The 17,710-nt window shown below is 71.7% G+C and carries 14 protein-coding genes and 1 pseudogene; 8 read left to right on the top strand and 7 right to left on the bottom strand.

Going from position 1 to position 17,710, the window contains the following annotated elements; all coding sequences use genetic code 11:
* Window positions 1-377: 377 nt before the first annotated feature.
* On the bottom strand, window positions 378-2,009 hold the full coding sequence (locus AOK03_RS28275; protein ID WP_055568190.1) for an RDD family protein: 1,632 nt from the start codon (window positions 2,007-2,009) through the stop codon (window positions 378-380).
* A 278-nt stretch (window positions 2,010-2,287) separates the two neighbouring features.
* On the opposite strand from AOK03_RS28275, the gene AOK03_RS28280 reads away from it, so the two are divergent.
* Window positions 2,288-2,773, top strand: a complete 486-nt coding sequence (locus AOK03_RS28280) for an SsgA family sporulation/cell division regulator (RefSeq protein WP_055568191.1) — start codon at window positions 2,288-2,290, stop codon at window positions 2,771-2,773.
* 34 nt (window positions 2,774-2,807) lie between these two features.
* Here AOK03_RS28280 and AOK03_RS28285 read toward each other — a convergent pair whose 3' ends face one another.
* Entirely contained in the window at window positions 2,808-4,178 is a 1,371-nt protein-coding gene (locus AOK03_RS28285) for an FAD-binding oxidoreductase (protein ID WP_055568200.1), read from the bottom strand.
* 106 nt (window positions 4,179-4,284) lie between these two features.
* On the opposite strand from AOK03_RS28285, the gene AOK03_RS28290 reads away from it, so the two are divergent.
* The gene (locus AOK03_RS28290; RefSeq protein WP_079075006.1) at window positions 4,285-5,787 is read left to right on the top strand and encodes a tetratricopeptide repeat protein; all 1,503 of its coding nucleotides are present in this window, start codon (window positions 4,285-4,287) and stop codon (window positions 5,785-5,787) included.
* 84 nt (window positions 5,788-5,871) lie between these two features.
* Here the strand turns inward: AOK03_RS28290 and hppD are convergent, their stop codons facing one another.
* Window positions 5,872-7,020 carry a 4-hydroxyphenylpyruvate dioxygenase gene (gene hppD / locus AOK03_RS28295; RefSeq protein WP_055568192.1) on the bottom strand — a complete coding sequence of 383 codons (1,149 nt, stop codon included), beginning with the start codon at window positions 7,018-7,020 and terminating at the stop codon, window positions 5,872-5,874.
* Window positions 7,021-7,141: 121 nt separating this feature from the next.
* On the opposite strand from hppD, the gene AOK03_RS28300 reads away from it, so the two are divergent.
* From AOK03_RS28300 to AOK03_RS28325, 6 genes are all read left to right on the top strand, one after another.
* The gene (locus AOK03_RS28300) at window positions 7,142-7,612 is read left to right on the top strand and encodes an Lrp/AsnC family transcriptional regulator (RefSeq protein WP_030794967.1); all 471 of its coding nucleotides are present in this window, start codon (window positions 7,142-7,144) and stop codon (window positions 7,610-7,612) included.
* A gap of 72 nt (window positions 7,613-7,684) precedes the next feature.
* On the top strand, window positions 7,685-8,332 hold the full coding sequence (locus AOK03_RS28305; protein ID WP_055568193.1) for an ABC transporter permease: 648 nt from the start codon (window positions 7,685-7,687) through the stop codon (window positions 8,330-8,332).
* Window positions 8,325-9,626, top strand: coding sequence for a betaine/proline/choline family ABC transporter ATP-binding protein (locus AOK03_RS28310; RefSeq protein ID WP_055568194.1), 1,302 nt, complete (start codon window positions 8,325-8,327; stop codon window positions 9,624-9,626). The genes AOK03_RS28305 and AOK03_RS28310 overlap by 8 nt, the downstream gene beginning before the upstream one ends.
* Window positions 9,627-9,652: 26 nt before the next feature.
* The gene (locus AOK03_RS28315) at window positions 9,653-10,525 is read left to right on the top strand and encodes an ABC transporter permease (RefSeq protein WP_055568201.1); all 873 of its coding nucleotides are present in this window, start codon (window positions 9,653-9,655) and stop codon (window positions 10,523-10,525) included.
* Entirely contained in the window at window positions 10,522-11,499 is a 978-nt protein-coding gene (locus AOK03_RS28320) for a glycine betaine ABC transporter substrate-binding protein (protein WP_055568195.1), read from the top strand. The genes AOK03_RS28315 and AOK03_RS28320 overlap by 4 nt, the downstream gene beginning before the upstream one ends.
* Window positions 11,500-11,616: 117 nt before the next feature.
* The gene (locus AOK03_RS28325; protein WP_055568196.1) at window positions 11,617-12,222 is read left to right on the top strand and encodes an ArsR/SmtB family transcription factor; all 606 of its coding nucleotides are present in this window, start codon (window positions 11,617-11,619) and stop codon (window positions 12,220-12,222) included.
* Window positions 12,223-12,357: 135 nt separating this feature from the next.
* On the opposite strand, the gene AOK03_RS28330 is transcribed toward AOK03_RS28325, so the two are convergent.
* From AOK03_RS28330 to AOK03_RS28345, 4 genes and pseudogenes are all read right to left on the bottom strand, one after another.
* On the bottom strand, window positions 12,358-13,164 hold the full coding sequence (locus tag AOK03_RS28330) for a S16 family serine protease (protein WP_055568197.1): 807 nt from the start codon (window positions 13,162-13,164) through the stop codon (window positions 12,358-12,360).
* A 121-nt stretch (window positions 13,165-13,285) separates the two neighbouring features.
* On the bottom strand, window positions 13,286-13,927 hold the full coding sequence (locus AOK03_RS28335) for an IclR family transcriptional regulator (protein WP_055568198.1): 642 nt from the start codon (window positions 13,925-13,927) through the stop codon (window positions 13,286-13,288).
* Between the two features lie 329 nt (window positions 13,928-14,256).
* On the bottom strand, window positions 14,257-16,056 hold the full coding sequence (locus tag AOK03_RS28340) for a DEAD/DEAH box helicase (protein ID WP_055568199.1): 1,800 nt from the start codon (window positions 16,054-16,056) through the stop codon (window positions 14,257-14,259).
* Between the two features lie 588 nt (window positions 16,057-16,644).
* A pseudogene (locus AOK03_RS28345) lies at window positions 16,645-17,710 on the bottom strand (MFS transporter); the annotation flags it as partial.

The following is a 17,710-nucleotide window of genomic DNA, read 5'->3' on the forward strand; positions in this document are numbered from 1 at the left end:
CGGGGCGCCGTAGGGCGAGCCACCGCCCTGCGGCGGGGGGTCGTACGGGGAGCCGCCGCCCTGCGGTGGCTGCTGCGGCGGCTGCTTCTTGAACGGGTCGTCGTCCGGCGGCGGATATTGCGGCGGTTCGGTGCTCATGGCCCGAGTCGACCGCTTCGGCACCGGCTCCGCATCCGGCGAGCGGCCGACCGGGTTACCCGGCCGCCGCCCCGCTCAGAGCCTGTGTCACAGCCCCGGTCGGATCAGTGGGCGTCCTCTGGTGCGTGCGATCGCAAGGCGCCGGAACGCCCTCGTAGCGGAGCTACCAGGGCGTTTCGGCAACGCGGCGAGCGTGCGTGCCGGACGATGCCCACCGGCCGGGGTCATGACACAGGCTCTCACCCCGCGACGAAGGTGTTCGCCGCCTTGTCGTGCCAGCACTGGCGCCACGGCCGGTCGAAGACGCACCACAGCACGCCGACGACGCCGATCACCAGCACGCCAGGGACGCTGTACACCAGCCAGCGCCGCAGCGCCGCCCCGAAGGTCGGCGCCTCGTGCTCCTCGATGTCCCGCACCTCGATGCCGCACACCTTCTTGCCGAGGGTGCGGCCCCACTTGGCGGTCGGCAACGCTTCGTAGACGACGCCGAAGAGCAGCAGGACGGCGAGGATGAGGCCGAAGTACCCCGCGGTGGTGCCGTCGAGGAGCCAGACCGTGGTCTTCTCGCCGGAGAGCTTCGCCGCGTCGATCTTGCCGTCGATGTGGTCGGCGGCCTTGGTGCCGAGCGGCAGCGCGGCGGCGCCGGTGACGGCGGCGAGCACGAGGGTGTCGACGAGCCGTGCGGCCAGGCGCCTGCCGAGCCCGGCGGGCCTGGCCGCGGCCTGGGCCTGCGCGACCGCGAGGAACGGGTCCTCGGCGACCGGCTTCCACGGCACGACGGGCTGTCCCTCGCCCTGCTGCGCGGGGGTTCCGCTGGTCCCGGGCACCGGGGACTGCGCGAGCTGGTGCACCTGCTGGGCCCAGGAGGGCGAGCCGCCGCCGGGCCCGGAGGTGACGGGCGAGGACACGCCGCCCTGCTGCGGCACGGAGGGCTGGGGCTGCGGGGCCGGGGACTGCGGGGCCTGGGGCTGCTGCTGCCCCTGGGGCTTCGGGGCCTGGGGCTGCTGGGTCTGGGGCTGCTGGGTCTGGGGCGGTGTGGCCGCCTGCGGCGGTACTCCGCCCTGCTGCGGTACGGAGGGCTGCCGGTCGGCGGCGGTCCTGCCGCCCTGCTGCGCGGACTTGGGGCGGATCGCGCGGATCGCCATGGTGCCGTCGGTACCGGCCGACGCGGCGGGCGTGGCCTGCCCGCCGGGCTTCTCGGCCGCGGGCCGCACCGGCCCGGTCGGCCGACGGAACGTCACCGTGCCCTCGCCCGCCGCCGGTTTGGCGGCGCCTGGCTTGACGGCGCGGATCGTGACGGTGCCGGGGTTGCTCTCGTCGTGCGGCGGCTCGGCGGCGTCCGGGGCCTTGGGGGCTTCCGGGGCCTCGGCTGCCTCGGGCGCCGCGTCGCTCGGCACCCCGCTCGGCACCCGCGGGTCGGCCTGGCCGGGAGCACCGCCCCAGGACACCCGGCGCTCCTGCTCGCCGCCGAGGCCGGACTGCCGCCCCGCGTCGGCCTGCCAGGCGGAGGCGGGCTCGGGCCGCGACCCGTGCTGGTTCGCCCCGGTGTGCGCCGCTCCGGGCTGCGCCGACTCCGGGCGCGCCGCCTCGAACCGGCCCGTCTCCGGATCCCCCTGCTCGGACTGACCCGCGTGCGGTGCCTCGTCGAAGAAGACGGGGCCCGTCTCCTCCGCGGGCGCCGCGGCCGCCGGGGCGGCGCCCGCGCCGGGCGGGGGCGGCAGCGGCTCACCGTCGGACGGCGCGGGACGGCTCGTACCGGGCACCCAGGCGGCACCGTTCCAGTACCGGACATATCCGGGAATGGACGGGTCGGGGTAGTAGCCTTCGCGCGGCCGATCGTCGCCTGGGGCCGGAGTTGGGGCGCTCATGTCCGTCGTCCCGTATCTGCTCGGGGGTCTTTTTGGGGCTCCACATCTATCAGACCTCCGTGTCCCGTCGGGCGGCTCCCGCCCTACGGACCACTTTCCGGGCACGCTCCTCACACATCCCCCGCGTCGCCCACGCCCCCTCGCGGCCACCTCCCCGAAGTCGTCCGAAGAAATTTCCCGGAACCCGCGTAATGCTTCGTGGATCTCGCGCTCTCCACTCGTACGGGTCCGCTCCAGGACCCACGTGAAGAGCTGCAACGAGAAGGAAGGGCATCGACATGCACTCCGTGGTGGAACGCGAGCTGGAGCTCAAACTGGTCCTCTCGCCGGAACGGGCCATCCCCGTCCCGGCCCGCCTCACCTACCGCACCGCCGACCCCTACGCCGTCCACATCGCCTTCCACATCGGCTCCGAGCACCCGGTGAACTGGACGTTCGCCCGGGAGCTCCTGGTGGAGGGGGTGTTCAGGCCGTGCGGCCACGGGGACGTGCGGGTCTGGCCGACGAAGGTGGAGGGGCGCAGCGTCGTCCTGATGGCGCTCAGCTCGCCGGACGGCGACGCCCTCCTGGAAGCGCCCGCCGCCGCGGTGTCGGCGTGGCTGGAGCGGACGCTGCGGGTGGTCCCTCCGGGTTCTGAGGCCGAGCAGCTCGGCATCGACGACGGCCTCGCCGAGCTGCTCGCACCCGCCTCCGGCCGTGGCCGCGCGGACGAGCTGTGGCTGAGCGACCCGTGGCCCTCGGACGAGTCCAAGGACGGTGAGTGAGCTCCGCCGCCACGGGGGCGATCGCGGAGAGACGTCAGAACAGCTTGCCCGGGTTGAGGAGTGAGTGCGGGTCGAAGGCCGCCTTGACGGCCTGCTGCATCTCCACTCCCACCGGGCCGATCTCGCGCGCCAGCCACTCCTTCTTGAGGACGCCGACACCGTGTTCACCGGTGATGGTGCCGCCGAGTTCGAGGCCGAGGGCCATGATCTCGTCGAAGGACTCACGGGCGCGCCGGCCCTCGTCGGGGTCCGCCGCGTCGAAGCAGACGGTGGGATGGGTGTTGCCGTCGCCCGCATGCGCGCAGACCCCGACGGTCAGGTCGTACTTCTCACCGATGCGCTCGACCCCTTCGAGCATCTCCGCGAGCTTCGAGCGCGGCACGCACACGTCGTCGATCATCGTGCTGCCCTTGATGGCTTCGAGTGCGGTGAGGGACAACCGCCGTGCCTGGAGCAGCATTTCCGACTCGGCCGCGTCCTCGGCGGGGACGACCTGGGTGGCGCCCGCGGCCTCGCAGAGCGCGCCGACGGCGGCGAGGTCGGCGGCGGGGTCCGGGGTGTCGAAGGCGGCGAGCAGGAGCGCCTCGGTGGTCTCGGGCAGGCCCATGTGGGCCAGCGCGTTGACGGCCTTCACCGTCGTACGGTCCATCAGTTCGAGGAGCGACGGGACGTGGCCGCCCTCCATGATCCTGCAGACGGCGTCGCACGCGGCCTGCGCCGAGGGGAACTCGGCGGCCAGGACGAGCTGTTGGGGCGGCTCGGGCTTGAGGGCGAGGACGGCGCGGACGACGATGCCGAGGCTGCCCTCGGAGCCGACGAAGAGCCGCGTCAGGTCGTATCCCGCGACGCCCTTGGCGGTGCGGCGTCCGGTGCTCATGAGCCGCCCGTCGGCGAGGACGACGTCGAGCCCGAGGACGTACTCCGCGGTGACCCCGTACTTCACGCAGCACAGGCCGCCGGAGGCGGTGCCGATGTTCCCGCCGATGGTGCACGTCTCCCAGCTGGAGGGGTCCGGCGGGTAGTACAGGCCGTGCTCGCCGACCGCGCGGGACAGCGCGGCGTTGACGACGCCCGGCTCCACGACCGCGATGCGGTCGACGGGACTGATCTCCAGGATGCGGTCCATCTTGACGAGGGACAGGACGATGCAGCCGTCGCTGGCGTTCGCGGCGCCGGACAGACCGGTGCGGGCGCCCTGCGGGACGACCGGGACGCGCAGTTCGGTGGCGGTGCGCATGACGTGCTGGACCTGCTCGACGGTGCGTGGCAGCACCACGACGGCCGGCTCGCCCGCTTCGCAGAAGCTCGCCATGTCGTGGGCGTACGAGGAGGTGACGTCCGGGTCGGTGAGGATCGCCTCGTCCGGGAGGCCGTCCCGGAGGAGTTCGACGAGGGTGCGGCTCATGATCACAGCCTCGCACCCGGGGCCATCGGTGTGAACCCGTGTGCGACCTCCTTCCACATGCCGGGATGTGCTCTTCGTATGGACGTCACTGACGCACAGTGACGTCATGAGGCCTTCGGTGAAGCGTGTGCTGATCGGCTCCGTGGCGGGGAGCGTGGTGCTCGGCGGCGTGCTCGTGCTGCTGCCCCCGTACGACGAGAAGGCGGCGAAGGCGGCGCCGCCCGCGCTCGGCCCGGCCGGACGGGCGATGGCGGCCGTGGGGGCCGGGGCGCCCGCCGCGCTGCCGGACCTGGCGGCGCTCATCGGTGAGCGCGAGGCGCATCTGCGGGCCCATCCCGGGGACGACCAGTCGTGGGCGGTGCTCGGCTCGGCGTATCTGGCGCGGGGCGTGCGGCGTGCGGACGTCGCGGACTTCCCGAAGGCCGAGCGGGCGCTGAACACGTCGCTGAAGGCGAAGCCGGAGGGGAATCCGGAGGCCCTGACGGGTCTCGCCACGCTCGCCAACGCCCGGCACGACTTCCGTGCCGCCAAGAAGTGGGGCGAGCTCGCGGCGAAGCAGGCGCCGAAGCGGTGGGCCGCGTATCCCGCGCTGATCGACGCGTACACCGGGCTCGGTGACGCGAAGGGCGTGGGCAGGGCCCTGGAGTCCTTGCAGGAGCTGGGTTCGGGCACCGCGGTGATGACGCGGTCCGGAGAGGTCTACCGCAACCGCGGCTGGCGCGAGGACGCGAACGCCGCGCTCACCGACGCGGCGGCGCTCGCCGAGGCGCCCGCGGCGAAGGCGGCGGCCCTGTACCGCGTCGCGGAGCTCGCGTGGGAGCGGGGCGAGCCGACGGTGGCACTGCGCTACTACGACGCGGCGCTGGCCGCCGACGCCGAGCACCACCCCTCGCTGGCGGGCCGGGGCCGCGCCCTGGCCGCGCTGGGCCGCTCCTCGGAGGCGCTGCACGCCTACCGTTCGGCGCTCGCCCGGCATCCGCTGCCCGAATACGCCCTGGAGCTGGGCGAGTTGTACGAGTCGCTGAAGCTGATCCCGGCGGCGCGGGCGCAGTACGGCGCGCTGCGGGCCCGGGTGGAGCAGGAGGGTGCGGGCGGCATCAACAACGAGCGGATCCTCGGCCTCTTCGAGGCGGACCACGGTGACGCCGACGCGGCGGTGGAGCGGCTGACCGCGGAGTACGAGCGGCACGGCAGTCCGGAGACCGCGGACGCGCTGGGCTGGGCGCTGCACCGGTCCGGGGACGGGGAGGCGGGCCTGAAGCTCGTGACGAAGGCGATGGAGAAGGGCCCGCGCAGCGCCCTCTTCGCCTTCCACCGGGGCACGATCGAGCGGGAGTCGGGCCGGTACGGCGCCGCGCGCCGCCATCTCCGTGAGGCGCTGCGGATCAACCCGTACTTCTCGCCGCTGGGCGTGCCCGCGGCGAAGCGGGCGCTGGAGGCGCTGGGCGAGCCGCCGGAGGGCGGGCCCGAGCAGATGTACGCGCCGCGCCCGGTGGCCCCGGTCCGCCAGGCCGCTCCCCCGCGCCGCCAGACGCCGCGTGCCCAGCCACCCGCCCAGCCGCGGCCCCGGACCGCCCCCAGTACGGTCCGGACCGCCCCGGCGCGTTAGCCCACCACCGAACCCGGTCGGCTGCGGGTCCGTCATGGCTGATCGCGCAGTTCCCCGCGCCCCTTACGGGGCGCGGGACGGCGACTAGAGATTGCCGCGCTTCTCCTGCTCGCGCTCGATCGCCTCGAAGAGCGCCTTGAAGTTGCCCTTGCCGAAGCCCATCGAGCCGTGCCGCTCGATCATCTCGAAGAAGACGGTCGGGCGGTCCTGGACCGGCTTGGTGAAGATCTGCAGCAGGTAGCCGTCCTCGTCGCGGTCGACGAGGATCTTCAGCTCGCGCAGGGTCTCGACGGGGACGCGCGTCTCGCCGGCCCACTCGCCGAGGGTGTCGTAGTACGAGTCGGGGGTGTCCAGGAACTGGACGCCCGCCGCGCGCATCGTGCGGACGGTCTCCACGATGTCGTTCGTGGCGAGCGCGATGTGCTGGACGCCCGCGCCGCCGTAGAACTCCAGGTACTCGTCGATCTGCGACTTCTTCTTGGCGATGGCGGGCTCGTTGATCGGGAACTTGACCTTGAGCGTCCCGTCGGCCACCACCTTCGACATCAGCGCGCTGTACTCGGTCGCGATGTCGTCGCCCACGAACTCCTTCATGTTCGTGAAGCCCATGACCTTGTTGTAGAAGCCGACCCAGTCGTTCATCTTGCCGAGCTCGACATTGCCGACACAGTGGTCGATCGCCTGGAAGGTCCGCTTGGCCGGCGGCTCGACGATCGGGTTCGCGGCCACGAAACCGGGCAGATACGGGCCGTCGTAGTCGGTGCGCTCCACCAGGGTGTGGCGGGTCTTGCCGTACGTGGCGATGGCGGCGAGGACGACCTTGCCGTTCTCGTCCTTGACCTCGTAGGGCTCCGTGATGCCCCGTGCGCCCTGCTCGACGGCGTAGGCGTACGCGGCACGCGCGTCCGGCACCTCGATGGCGAGGTCGACGACGCCGTCGCCGTGCTCCGCCACGTGGGAGGTGAGGAAGTGGCCCCAGTCCGTGGAGGGCTTGATGACGGAGGTGAAGACGAAGCGCGCACCGCCGTTCGTGAGGACGTAGCTCGCGGTCTCGCGGCTGCCGTTCTCCGGTCCGGAGTAGGCGACCAGCTTCATGCCGAAGGCCGTGGAGTAGTAGTGCGCCGCCTGCTTGGCGTTGCCCACGGCGAAGACGACCGCGTCCATTCCCTTGACCGGGAAGGGGTCGGCCTCGCGCGCGGTGTCGGGTGTGGTGTGGGTGGTGGTCTCAGTCATGGTGTGAGGCTCCCGCCGAACCACAAGGTGCGCAATAGTTCGCGTTTTCAGTGGTCAATCTGCCCAGCGGGTGGCCACGATGGGCGGGCTATCTGTACATCATGACCACCATGGAGGCGTCATGGCGATCGATCATCTGGACGGCAGACTCATCGTGCTGCTGGCACGGGAGCCGCGTATCGGGGTTCTTGAGGCGTCCCGCAGGCTCGGCGTGGCGCGCGGCACGGTGCAGGCGCGGATGGACCGGCTTCAGTCCAATGGAGTCATCCGCGGCTTCGGCCCGGAGGTCGATCCCGCGGCGCTCGGCTACCCCGTCACGGCCTTCGCGACGCTGGAGATCAAACAGGGCCAGGGCGCGGACGTACGGGCCCATTTGGCGACCGTCGCCGAGGTTCTGGAGCTGCACACCATCACCGGTCACGGCGACATGCTCTGCCGTCTCGTGGCCCGGTCGAACGCGGATCTCCAACGTGTGATCGACCGGGTGGTGGGCTTTGATGGCATCGTCCGGGCTTCCACGGCGATCGTCATGGAAAACCCCGTTCCGCTGCGGATCATCCCGCTGGTGGAGCAGGCGTCCGAAGACCCCTGATTCACCGACCCGGGTCACCGCCCCGGGTCACCGACTAGTGAGTACCTTCGGAAAGGCGAGGTGAGCACTTCAGTGAATTTCTGGGACTACCTCGGCAACCGCCACCAGCAACTGCTGACGGACGCGTTCCAGCACGCGAGCGCCGTCTTCCAGTGCATGGTCGTCGCCACCCTCATCGGCGTACTGATCGGCGTCCTCACGTACCGCAGCGAATGGGCGGGCAATCTCGCCACGACCACCACGTCCACCATCCTCACCGTGCCGTCCCTCGCCATGATCGGCCTGCTGATCCCGGTCGTCGGTCTCGGAGTCGCCCCGACCGTCATCGCGCTGACCCTGTACGGGCTCCTGCCGATCGTGCGCAACGCCATCGTCGGGCTGCGGGGCGTCGACCCGTCGCTGATCGACGCCGCCAAGGGCATCGGGATGTCCCGGCTGGCCCGCCTCTTCAAGGTGGAGCTGCCGATCGCCTGGCCGCCCATCCTGACCGGCATCCGCGTCTCCACGCAGATGCTGATGGGCATCGCGGCCATCGCCGCGTACGCATCCGGTCCCGGGCTCGGCAACGAGATCTTCCGCGGAATCGGCTCGCTCGGCAGCAAGAACGCCCTCAACCAGGTGCTCGCGGGCACGCTCGGGATCATCGTCCTGGCGCTGCTCTTCGATGCCGCGTACGTCCTGATCGGCAGGCTGACCATCCCGAGGGGGATCCGTGTCTGAGACCACCGCCAGCGAGAGCGCACCGAACGAGGGCGCGACGGCCGAGGGCACCGGGCGGGCCGCCACCACCACTTCCGGCGCGACGATCGAGCTGGAGAACCTCACCAAGCGCTATCCGGGCACCAGCGACCCCGCCGTGGACAGCGTGAACATGGAGATCAAGGCGGGCGAGATCGTCATCTTCGTGGGCCCCTCCGGCTGCGGGAAGTCGACCACCCTGAAGATGATCAACCGGCTCATCGAGCCGACCGGCGGCCGCATCCGCATCAACGGCGAGGACGTCACCGACATCGACCCGGTGAAGCTGCGCCGCAAGGTCGGATACGCGATCCAGTCCTCCGGTCTCTTCCCGCACATGACCGTCGCCCAGAACATCGCGCTCGTGCCGAAGATGGTCGGCTGGGGCAAGTCGAGGATCAAGTCGCGGGTCGAGGAGATGCTCGACCTGGTGGGGCTCGACCCGGGCGAGTTCCACGGCCGCTATCCGCGCCAGCTCTCCGGCGGCCAGCAGCAACGCGTCGGCGTGGCACGGGCGTTGGCGGCCGATCCGCCCGTCCTGCTGATGGACGAGCCGTTCGGCGCCGTCGACCCGATCACCCGCGACCACCTCCAGGACGAGCTGATCCGGCTCCAGCACGAGCTGCACAAGACGATCGTCTTCGTCACCCATGACTTCGACGAGGCCATCAAGCTCGGCGACCGCATCGCCGTCCTGCGGGAGCGCTCGCACATCGCGCAGTTCGACACCCCGGAAGCCATCCTCACCAACCCCGCCGACGACTTCGTGTCGGGCTTCGTGGGCGCGGGCGCGGCCCTCAAGCGCCTCAACCTCACCCGCGTGCGCGACGTGGAGATCGCCGACATCCCGACGGTGACCGTCGACGACCCGCTGCAGGACATCTTCGACAAGCTGCGCGGCGGCGGCACCAACGAACTGCTCCTGCTCGACAAGCGCGGCCGCCCCTACAAGTGGCTGCGCCGCGGCGACCTGATGCGCGCCAAGGGCTCGCTGGCCCGCGCGGGCACCCTCGTGCACGACACGGTGACCCGCGACGCCACCCTGCGCGACGCGCTGGAGGCCGTCCTCACGGACAACGCGGGCCGGGTCGCGGTGACCGGGCGGCGCGGCGAGTACACGGGCGTCGTCGACATGGAGACGCTGATGAACTCCGTCCACGAGATGCTGGAGGCCGACCGCCTCGAAGCCGTGGAGCACCAGCACGAACTGGAGGAGCAGCGCGCCCGGCTGACCCATGACGAGCAGGAGGGTTACGGCGGGGAGGCGAACGCGTGACAGGCACCTCCGGGGGCACGCCCCGGATCCCGGACCGCAAGCGGTCGCCGAAGCAGGCGACGCGGCCGCAGGGCGAGCACGAGGTCAAGGGGCTCGCCTTCCGTGACGAGGGCGAGGCCGAGCTGGAGGCCCCGCCGGCGCTGGTCGCCGCGAAGCCGCCGCGCCGGGTCACCTGGCAGAAGCTGACCTTCCTGCCCGCCGTGCTCGCGGTGGTCCTGCTGGCGACCTGGTGGTGGTTCCAGCAGGCCGACCTCGACTCGATCTCCAAGAACGCGCTGGCGAACGGGAACGTCTGGCTCCGGCTGCGCCAGCACATCCAGCTCACGGTGATCTCGACGTTCTTCGTGCTCATCATCGCCATCCCGCTCGGCATCCTGCTGACCCGCAAGAAGCTGCGCAAGGGCGCACCGGTCGCGATGGCCGTGGCCAACATCGGCCAGGCGACCCCCGCGATCGGCCTCCTCGCGCTCCTGGTGATCTGGCTGGGCATCGGCGAGAAGGCGGCCCTGATCGGCATCATCATCTACGCCGTCCTGCCGGTCCTCTCCAACACGATCGCGGGCCTGAAGGCGAACGACCCGACCCTGATCGAGGCGGCACGCGGCATCGGCATGTCACCGCTGGGCGTCCTGTCGAAGGTCGAACTCCCCCTGGCCGTCCCGCTGATCCTCGCGGGCGTCCGCACGGCGCTCGTCCTGAACGTCGGCACGGCGACGCTCGCCACGTTCGGCGGGGGCGGCGGCCTCGGCGACCTGATCACGACGGGCATGACCAACCAGCGCATGCCGGTCCTCATGCTCGGCTCGATCCTGACGATCGCGCTGGCGCTCCTGGTGGACTGGCTGGCCTCGCTGGCCGAACTGGTCCTGCGCCCCAGGGGCCTGGAGGTGGACGCATGAGGATCACCGGGATCACCGCGCGCACGACCGTGGCCGCCGTCCTGGGCGGCGCCCTGCTGGCGAGCTGCGGACTCACCAGCGGCAGCCCGATGGTGGACGACGTCAAGCCCGGCTCCATCGGCAAGGGCCTGCCGCTGAAGGGCGCCGATCTGACGGTCACGTCCAAGGAGTTCACCGAGCAGCTCATCCTGGGCGCGATCATGGGCATCGCGTTCGAGGCGGCGGGCGCGGACGTGCTCGACCGCACCGGCATCCAGGGCTCGATCGGTGCGCGGGAGGCCGTCAAGGGCGGCGACGCGGATGCCATGTACGAGTACACGGGCACCGCCTGGATCACGTACCAGGGCAACACCGAGCCGATCACCGACCCGCAGAAGCAGTGGCAGGCGGTGCACGACGCGGACCTGAAGAACGGCGTCACCTGGCTCGACCCGGCCACGCTCAACAACACCTACGCCCTGGCGATGAACCAGAAGAACGCGGCGAAGTACAAGACGAAGACGCTCTCGGACGTCGCGGCGCTGTCGAAGTCGGACCCGAAGGCCGTATCGCTGTGCGTGGAGAGCGAGTTCGCGTCGCGGGAGGACGGGCTGCCCGGCATGCAGAAGGAGTACGGGATGAACGTCCCCTCCTCCAGCATCACCAAGATGGACACCGGGATCATCTACACCCAGGCCTCCAAGGGGACGTGCACGTACGGCGAGGTCTTCACGACCGACGGCCGGATCAAGGCGATGAACCTGACGACGATGGAGGACGACAAGCACTTCTTCCCCAACTACAACGCCGCCCCGGAGATCAACAGCAAGGCGCTGAAGGAGCATCCGGAGATGGCGGAGGTGCTGGCCCCCATCACGAAGAAGCTGAACAACACGGTGGCGCGGGACCTCAACTCCAAGGTGGACGTGGACGGTCAGGACCCGCACGAGGTGGCGAAGGACTGGCTGATCCAGGAGGGCTTCGTGAAGGAGTAGCGGCAACCGGCGCCGCTTCCGGGCCACTTGCCAGAGCCCTGATGCAAAGATCTCGATGCAAAGACTCCGTTGCAAAAAGCATTGCAACGGAGTCTTTGCATCTCTACGCTGCCGGACATGACGGATGACGACGGGCCCGAGCCCCGGAAGGTCCACCACCTGAACCCGCGCTCACTGCGGGGCCTCGCGCACCCCCTGCGCATGCGGCTGCTCTCCTCCCTGCGCCTCGAAGGCCCGGCCACGGCGTCCCAACTCGCCGTCCGCCTGGGCGAGTCGAGCGGCGCGACCAGCTACCACCTGCGCCAGCTCGCGGAGTACGGCTTCGTCGAGGACGACCCGGACCGGGGCAAGGGCAGGGAGCGGTGGTGGCGCTCCGCCCACCAGGGCACGCGCACCGACGAGGAGCTCATCCGGGACCGGAGCCCGGAGGTGCAGGCCGCGCTCAGCACGCTCCTGTTCGAGTACGCGACGCAGCGCGCCCAGGAGGTGACCACCTGGATCGCGACGCGGCACGAGTGGTCGAAGGAGTGGGACGAGTCGGCGGACACGAGCGACTACACCCTGTACCTGACCCCGGAGCAGGCGTCCGAACTGAGCCACAAGGTCAGCGCGCTCATGGAGGGCTACCGATCGTCGCCCCCGCCCGAGGGCACCCCGGACGTGGCCCAGGTGCGCGTCCACTCCCACATCTTCCCGACCCGCCAGGAGAGGCCCCGCCCATGAACCCCGACGTCCATCTGATGCTGCACGGCGAGCGCGCCGAGCGGTTACGCCGAGCGGCTGCGCCCCGACGCGTGAGACACCACCGTCTCCGCACTCAACTCGGCTGGAGCCTGGTCGAGTTGGGCCTCCGGCTGGTCAGCAGCTCGGGACCTTCCCGCCCTTTTCCAGGGCCCGCAGCACGTCGACCGTTCCCTTCAGCGTCGTGACCGGGACCAGCCGCAGCCCCTTCGGCAGCTCGGCCTGAGCGTCCGAGCACTCGTCCTTCGGGACGAGGAACACGGTCGCGCCGTCGCGGCGCGCGCCCTGCGTCTTCATGGCGACGCCGCCGACCGGGCCGACCTTGCCGTCGGCCGTGATCGTGCCGGTACCCGCGATCGTGCGGCCGCCCGTGAGGTCGCCGCCGCTGCCGTCGCCGTCGAGCTTGTCGATGATGCCGAGCGAGAGGAACAGGCCCGCGCTCGGCCCGCCAATCTTGCCGAGGTCGGCCTTGACCTTCACCTTGTCGGTGTCGTCGACACCGTTCGCCTTCAGATAGGTCAGCGCCGCGGCCGTGGCGTCGTCCTGCGACTTCTTCATGTCGCCGAGGTTGTGCTTCTCGACTTCCTTGACGTTGTCGCCGACGGGATAGACGGAGTCCTTCGGCATCACGGCACGATCGCTCCGGAACCACCCGTCGATCACATCACCGAGGTACACGTCCATCTGCGGCCCCGTGGCGACGATGGTCGTCATCCGCAGCTCACCGCGGGTCTCCCGGGTCGGCACGCCGCTGACCGTCAGGACGGGCTTCCCCTCGTGCTTCCCGAGCACGTCCGCCGTCCCCCCGGGCTGAGCCACGGCGAACGGCAACGGCGCGAGCCCCGCGACGGCGAGCAGAGCCACGACGGGCAGGGCGCAGACGGCGAGGGCCTGGGGGCGCGTAAGACGAGAGAACGAGAACACGGGATCAATCTAACGCGCGGGGGCCCTTCGGCCGTGGGCCAGGTCATCGCCGGCTGCGCCGAGCTCGTCCTCGATCGCCGGACGGGCTCGGCATTCCACGGGCTCGACATTCCCTCGGGCCTCAGCGCAACGCGTCGGCGACTTCTCTCGCCGCGTCCACGACCCGCGGCCCCACCCGCTCCGGCACCGAGTCCGCCAGCATGACGACGCCGACGCTGCCCTCCAGGCCGGTTACGCCCACCAGCGGGGCGGCCGCGCCGCTCGCGCCTGCCTCCAGTTCGCCGTGGGTGAGGGCGTACCCGGGGTCCGTCACCAGCCCCTGCCGGGCCGCGAGGATCGCCCGGCCCGCCGCTCCCCGGTCCAGGGGGTGCCGGAAGCCCGTTCGGTAGGCGACGTGGTAATCCGTCCACGTGGGCTCGACCACCGCGACCGCGAGGGCCTCCGAGCCGTCGACGAGCGTGAGGTGGGCCGTCGCCCCTATGTCCTCCGCGAGCGAGCGCAGCGCGGGCAGCGCGGCCTCGCGCACCAGCGGGTGCACCTGCCGCCCGAGCCGCAGCACGCCGAGGCCGACGCGGGCCCGGCCGCCCAGGTCGCGTCGCACGAGGGCGTGCTGTTCGAGCGTGGCGAGCAGGCGGTAGACCACGGTGCGGTTCACGCCGAGCTTGTTGGAGAGCTCGGTGACCGTCAGTCCGTGGTCGGTGTCGGCCAGCAGCTTGAGGACGCGCAGTCCTCGGTCGAGCGTCTGGGAAGTCTCCGCGGTCACGACGCCCACTCCTTAGGTGAGGGTCGGCGGCCCCCTTACGCGGCGGTTGCGCCGCCGGTCCCGTGGGCGACGCGCGTCAGAGGCCGCCGGTCGGAACACCGGCTGCGCTCCGCGGCGGCGCTGCCACGGGGCGTGTGCGTTGCGGGGACAGTAGCGAGGCCGTCCCGCTCAGCGGAAGACTTCGTCCAGAATCCGGGCACCGGGGCGCCCCTAGCGCCCCCCATTGCCCCGTTACGCGGCGGCCGCCCGGGAGGCCGCGCGCACGACCTCCGCACACGACCTCCCCACTTGGAACCCCCGGCTCCTTGGCCGGTCATCACCGCATGCCGTCACTTCATGCGGGTGGCCCACTCCTGGACCTTCTCGATGCGCTGCCGCAGCTGCCCCGCCGTGGCCTCGGCGCTCGGCGGACCCCCGCACGTGCGCCGCAGCTCGGTGTGGATCACGCCGTGCGGCTTCCCGCTCTGATGGACGTACGCGCCGACCATCGTGTTGAGCTGCTTCCGCAGCCCGAGGAGCTCCTTGTGGGAGACGACCGGCCGCCGCTCGGCGGGCAGCTCCAGCAGGTCCGCCTCCTCGTCCGGCTTCTTCTTGCTGTGGGCGATCTGCCGGGCCTGCCGCTTCTGGAGCAGCATCTGCACCTGGTCGGGTTCGAGGAGCCCGGGGATGCCCAGGTAGTCCTGCTCCTCCTCGCTGCCCGGGTGCGCCTGCATGCCGAACTCGGCGCCGTCGAAGAGCACGCGGTCGAAGACGGCCTCGGACTCCAGGGCCTCGAAGGAGAACTGCTCCTGCTCCCCGGTGTCCTCGTCCTCCTGCTTGTTCGCCTCGTCCATCTCGGCCTCGGACTCGGCGTAGGGGTCCTCCTCGCCCTCCTTCTTCGGCTTGTCGAGGGCGTGGTCCCGCTCCACCTCCATCTCGTTGGCGAAGGTGAGCAGGTCGGGGACGGTGGGCAGGAAGACCGACGCGGTCTCGCCGCGCCGCCTCGACCGCACGAAACGGCCGACGGCCTGCGCGAAGAAGAGCGGCGTCGAGATCGTCGTCGCGTACACACCCACCGCGAGGCGCGGCACGTCGACGCCCTCGGACACCATGCGGACCGCGACCATCCACCGGTCCGTACTGGCGCTGAAGTCGTCGATGCGCTGGGAGGCTCCGGTGTCGTCGGAGAGGACGACGGTGGCCTTGGTGCCGGTGATCTCGCGGATCAGCTTGGCGTAGGCACGCGCGGAGTCCTGGTCCGAGGCGATGACGAGGCCGCCCGCGTCCGGGATGGCCTTCCTGACCTCGGTGAGCCGCTTGTCGGCGGCCTTGAGGACGTTCGGCATCCACTCGCCGCGCGCGTCCAGGGCGGTGCGCCACGCCTGCGACACGGCGTCCTTGGTCATGGGCTCGCCGAGCCGCGCCGCGATCTCGTCGCCCGCCTTCGTGCGCCAGCGCATGTTGCCGGAGTACGAGAGGAAGATGACGGGCCGCACGACGCCGTCGCCGAGCGCGCTGCCGTAGCCGTACGTGTAGTCGGCGGAGGAGCGCCGGATGCCGTCGTTCCCCTCCTCGTACTGCACGAAGGGGATCGGGTTCGTGTCGGACCTGAACGGCGTACCGGTGAGCGCGAGGCGGCGCGTGGCGGGCTCGAAGGCCTCCAGGCACGCCTCGCCCCAGGACTTCGAGTCACCGGCGTGGTGGATCTCGTCGAGGATCACCAGGGTCTTGCGCTGCTCGGAGCGGTTGCGGTGCAGCATCGGCCGCACGCCGACGCCCGCGTACGTCACGGCGACGCCCTGGTACTCCTTGCTCAGCGGTCCCGCGCTGTACTCGGGGTCCAGTTTGATGCCTATACGGGCGGCGGCCTCGGCCCACTGCTTCTTCAGGTGCTCGGTGGGCGCGACCACGGTCACCTGCTGCACCACGTGATGGTGCAGCAGCCAGGACGCGAGCGTGAGTGCGAACGTCGTCTTGCCGGCGCCGGGGGTGGCGACGGCGAGGAAGTCTCGCGGCTGCTCCTGGAGGTACCTGTCCATCGCCCCCTGCTGCCAGGCTCGCAGCTTGTTGGCGGTGCCCCAGGGGGCGCGGCCGGGGAAGGCGGGAGAGAGGTGGTGGGAGGAGTTGGCGGCGGCGCTGGTGGTAGTCACGGTCTCCGGGTTCGCGGGTCGGCGGCACGTATGACAACCGGGCCACCTTACCGGTGATGCGTTGACGTTCCGCTGAGGGCGAGGCGGCGACCGGGGCAGGTGCGACGGGTCTCACACGGGGGTGTGAGGTCGCTCCTTCGGTCCCGGGGCGGCCCGGCCCGGCCGTGTGGCGCGCGGTCGTCCTCGGCGCACCGGTCGGCGCAGGGCGGCACCGCGTCGGCGGGCCCGGCGCGCGATGGCCCCCGGCGCCGCTCGCCTCGGTCGCGCGGCGCGAAGCCGTCGGTACGCCTCCTCCCACGCCGCCGGCGCTCCCGCGACGGCGGCACGCCCCGTCCCCCGGCGTCGCACGCGGCGTGCCCGCCACCCCAGGGCGGCGAGGACCGCGGCGAAGCCACCGAAGATCACCAGCAGCGGCAGGACATCAGCCACGCGCCAAGGCTAGGACTTGTCCGTCGCCGCCCCGCCGAGGTCCGTCGCCGCACCCACGATGTCGGTGGTCGTGCCCGTCACGTCCGCCGTCACGGCGACCACGTCCACCGACGGGCCCGTGTCCACCGGCTGGTTCGGCTCCGCCGCCGCGCGCGGCCCCTGCAGCCGCGTCCCCACCCAGGCCCCCACGAGGGCGACCACGGCCATCGGCAGGAAGACGGCGACGAAGGCGGCCGGATGCGAGCCCGTGGCCTCTCCCGCACCGTGCCCCGCGCCCACCGTGCCGCCACCCAGCGCGGCGAACGCGGCGCCGCCCGCGGCGAGCAGCAGGACGTTCGAGAGTCCGTCGGAGATCTGCAGCGCGGCCGAGTTGGACCCGGCGTCGGCGGGCGGCGAGAGCCGGAGCAGCAGCACGCTGGTCGAGGCGATGACCATCCCCATGCCGAAGCATCCGAAGCCCCACGCGACACCGACGACCCACACCGGCACGGCCTCGATCAGGACGGTCGGCGCGGCGAGGATGGAGGCCGCGACCAGCACCATCCCGGAGGCGACGAGCCGCCCCCGGTAGGGCTCCATGCGGGGCCGCGACTGGAGGTACGACCCGAGCGCCCAGGTCGCCCCGCCCACCGCCAGCGAGAGCCCGGCCAGCGTGGGGCTGAGCCCGCGCTGCGTGACGAGCATCAGCGGCACGAAGGACTCGGCGGTGATGAACGACCCCGCCGCGACGCCGCGCAGCAGCACGACGGACGGCAGCCCGCGCGCGGCCCGGTACGTCCCCTTGGGCAGCAGCCCGAGGACGGCCGGGACGAGAACGGCCCCGCCCAGCGCGGCGGGCAGCAACGACAGCCAGCGCAGGTCCTGCCCCGCGTACTGGAGGAGCCCCGCCCCCAGCGAGATCCCGAGCGCCAGCCGGATGCGGCGCCGGTCGAAGGCGGCGACGGGCGCGTCCGGGTCGACCGGTCCGGAGGCCGTCCGCCGTATCGCGGGCAGCGCGAGGGCGAGCGGCGCGAGGACGAGGACGGGGATGCCGACGAACACCCAGCGCCAGCCGAGGTGTTCGGTGACCGTGCCGGAAATCAGCGGGCCGACCACGGACGGCACGACCCAGCTCGCCGCGAACGCCGCCATGATCGAGGCCCGCAGGTGCTCGGGGTAGGCGCGGCTGACGATCACGTACAGCCCGACGATGACCAGGCCGCCGCCGAGCCCCTGCACGGCGCGC

The sequence above is a fragment of the Streptomyces atriruber genome, assembly GCF_001418325.1.
Taxonomy (GTDB): Bacteria; Actinomycetota; Actinomycetes; order Streptomycetales; family Streptomycetaceae; genus Streptomyces; species Streptomyces atriruber.

Coding starts and splice junctions, on each gene's coding strand:
- AOK03_RS28275 (WP_055568190.1), bottom strand. CDS start 2,009: ATGAGCGCCCCAACTCCGGCCCCAGGCGACGATCGGCCGCGCGAAGGC.
- AOK03_RS28280 (WP_055568191.1), top strand. CDS start 2,288: ATGCACTCCGTGGTGGAACGCGAGCTGGAGCTCAAACTGGTCCTCTCG.
- AOK03_RS28285 (WP_055568200.1), bottom strand. CDS start 4,178: ATGAGCCGCACCCTCGTCGAACTCCTCCGGGACGGCCTCCCGGACGAG.
- AOK03_RS28290 (WP_079075006.1), top strand. CDS start 4,285: ATGAGGCCTTCGGTGAAGCGTGTGCTGATCGGCTCCGTGGCGGGGAGC.
- hppD (WP_055568192.1), bottom strand. CDS start 7,020: ATGACTGAGACCACCACCCACACCACACCCGACACCGCGCGCGAGGCC.
- AOK03_RS28300 (WP_030794967.1), top strand. CDS start 7,142: ATGGCGATCGATCATCTGGACGGCAGACTCATCGTGCTGCTGGCACGG.
- AOK03_RS28320 (WP_055568195.1), top strand. CDS start 10,522: ATGAGGATCACCGGGATCACCGCGCGCACGACCGTGGCCGCCGTCCTG.
- AOK03_RS28325 (WP_055568196.1), top strand. CDS start 11,617: ATGACGGATGACGACGGGCCCGAGCCCCGGAAGGTCCACCACCTGAAC.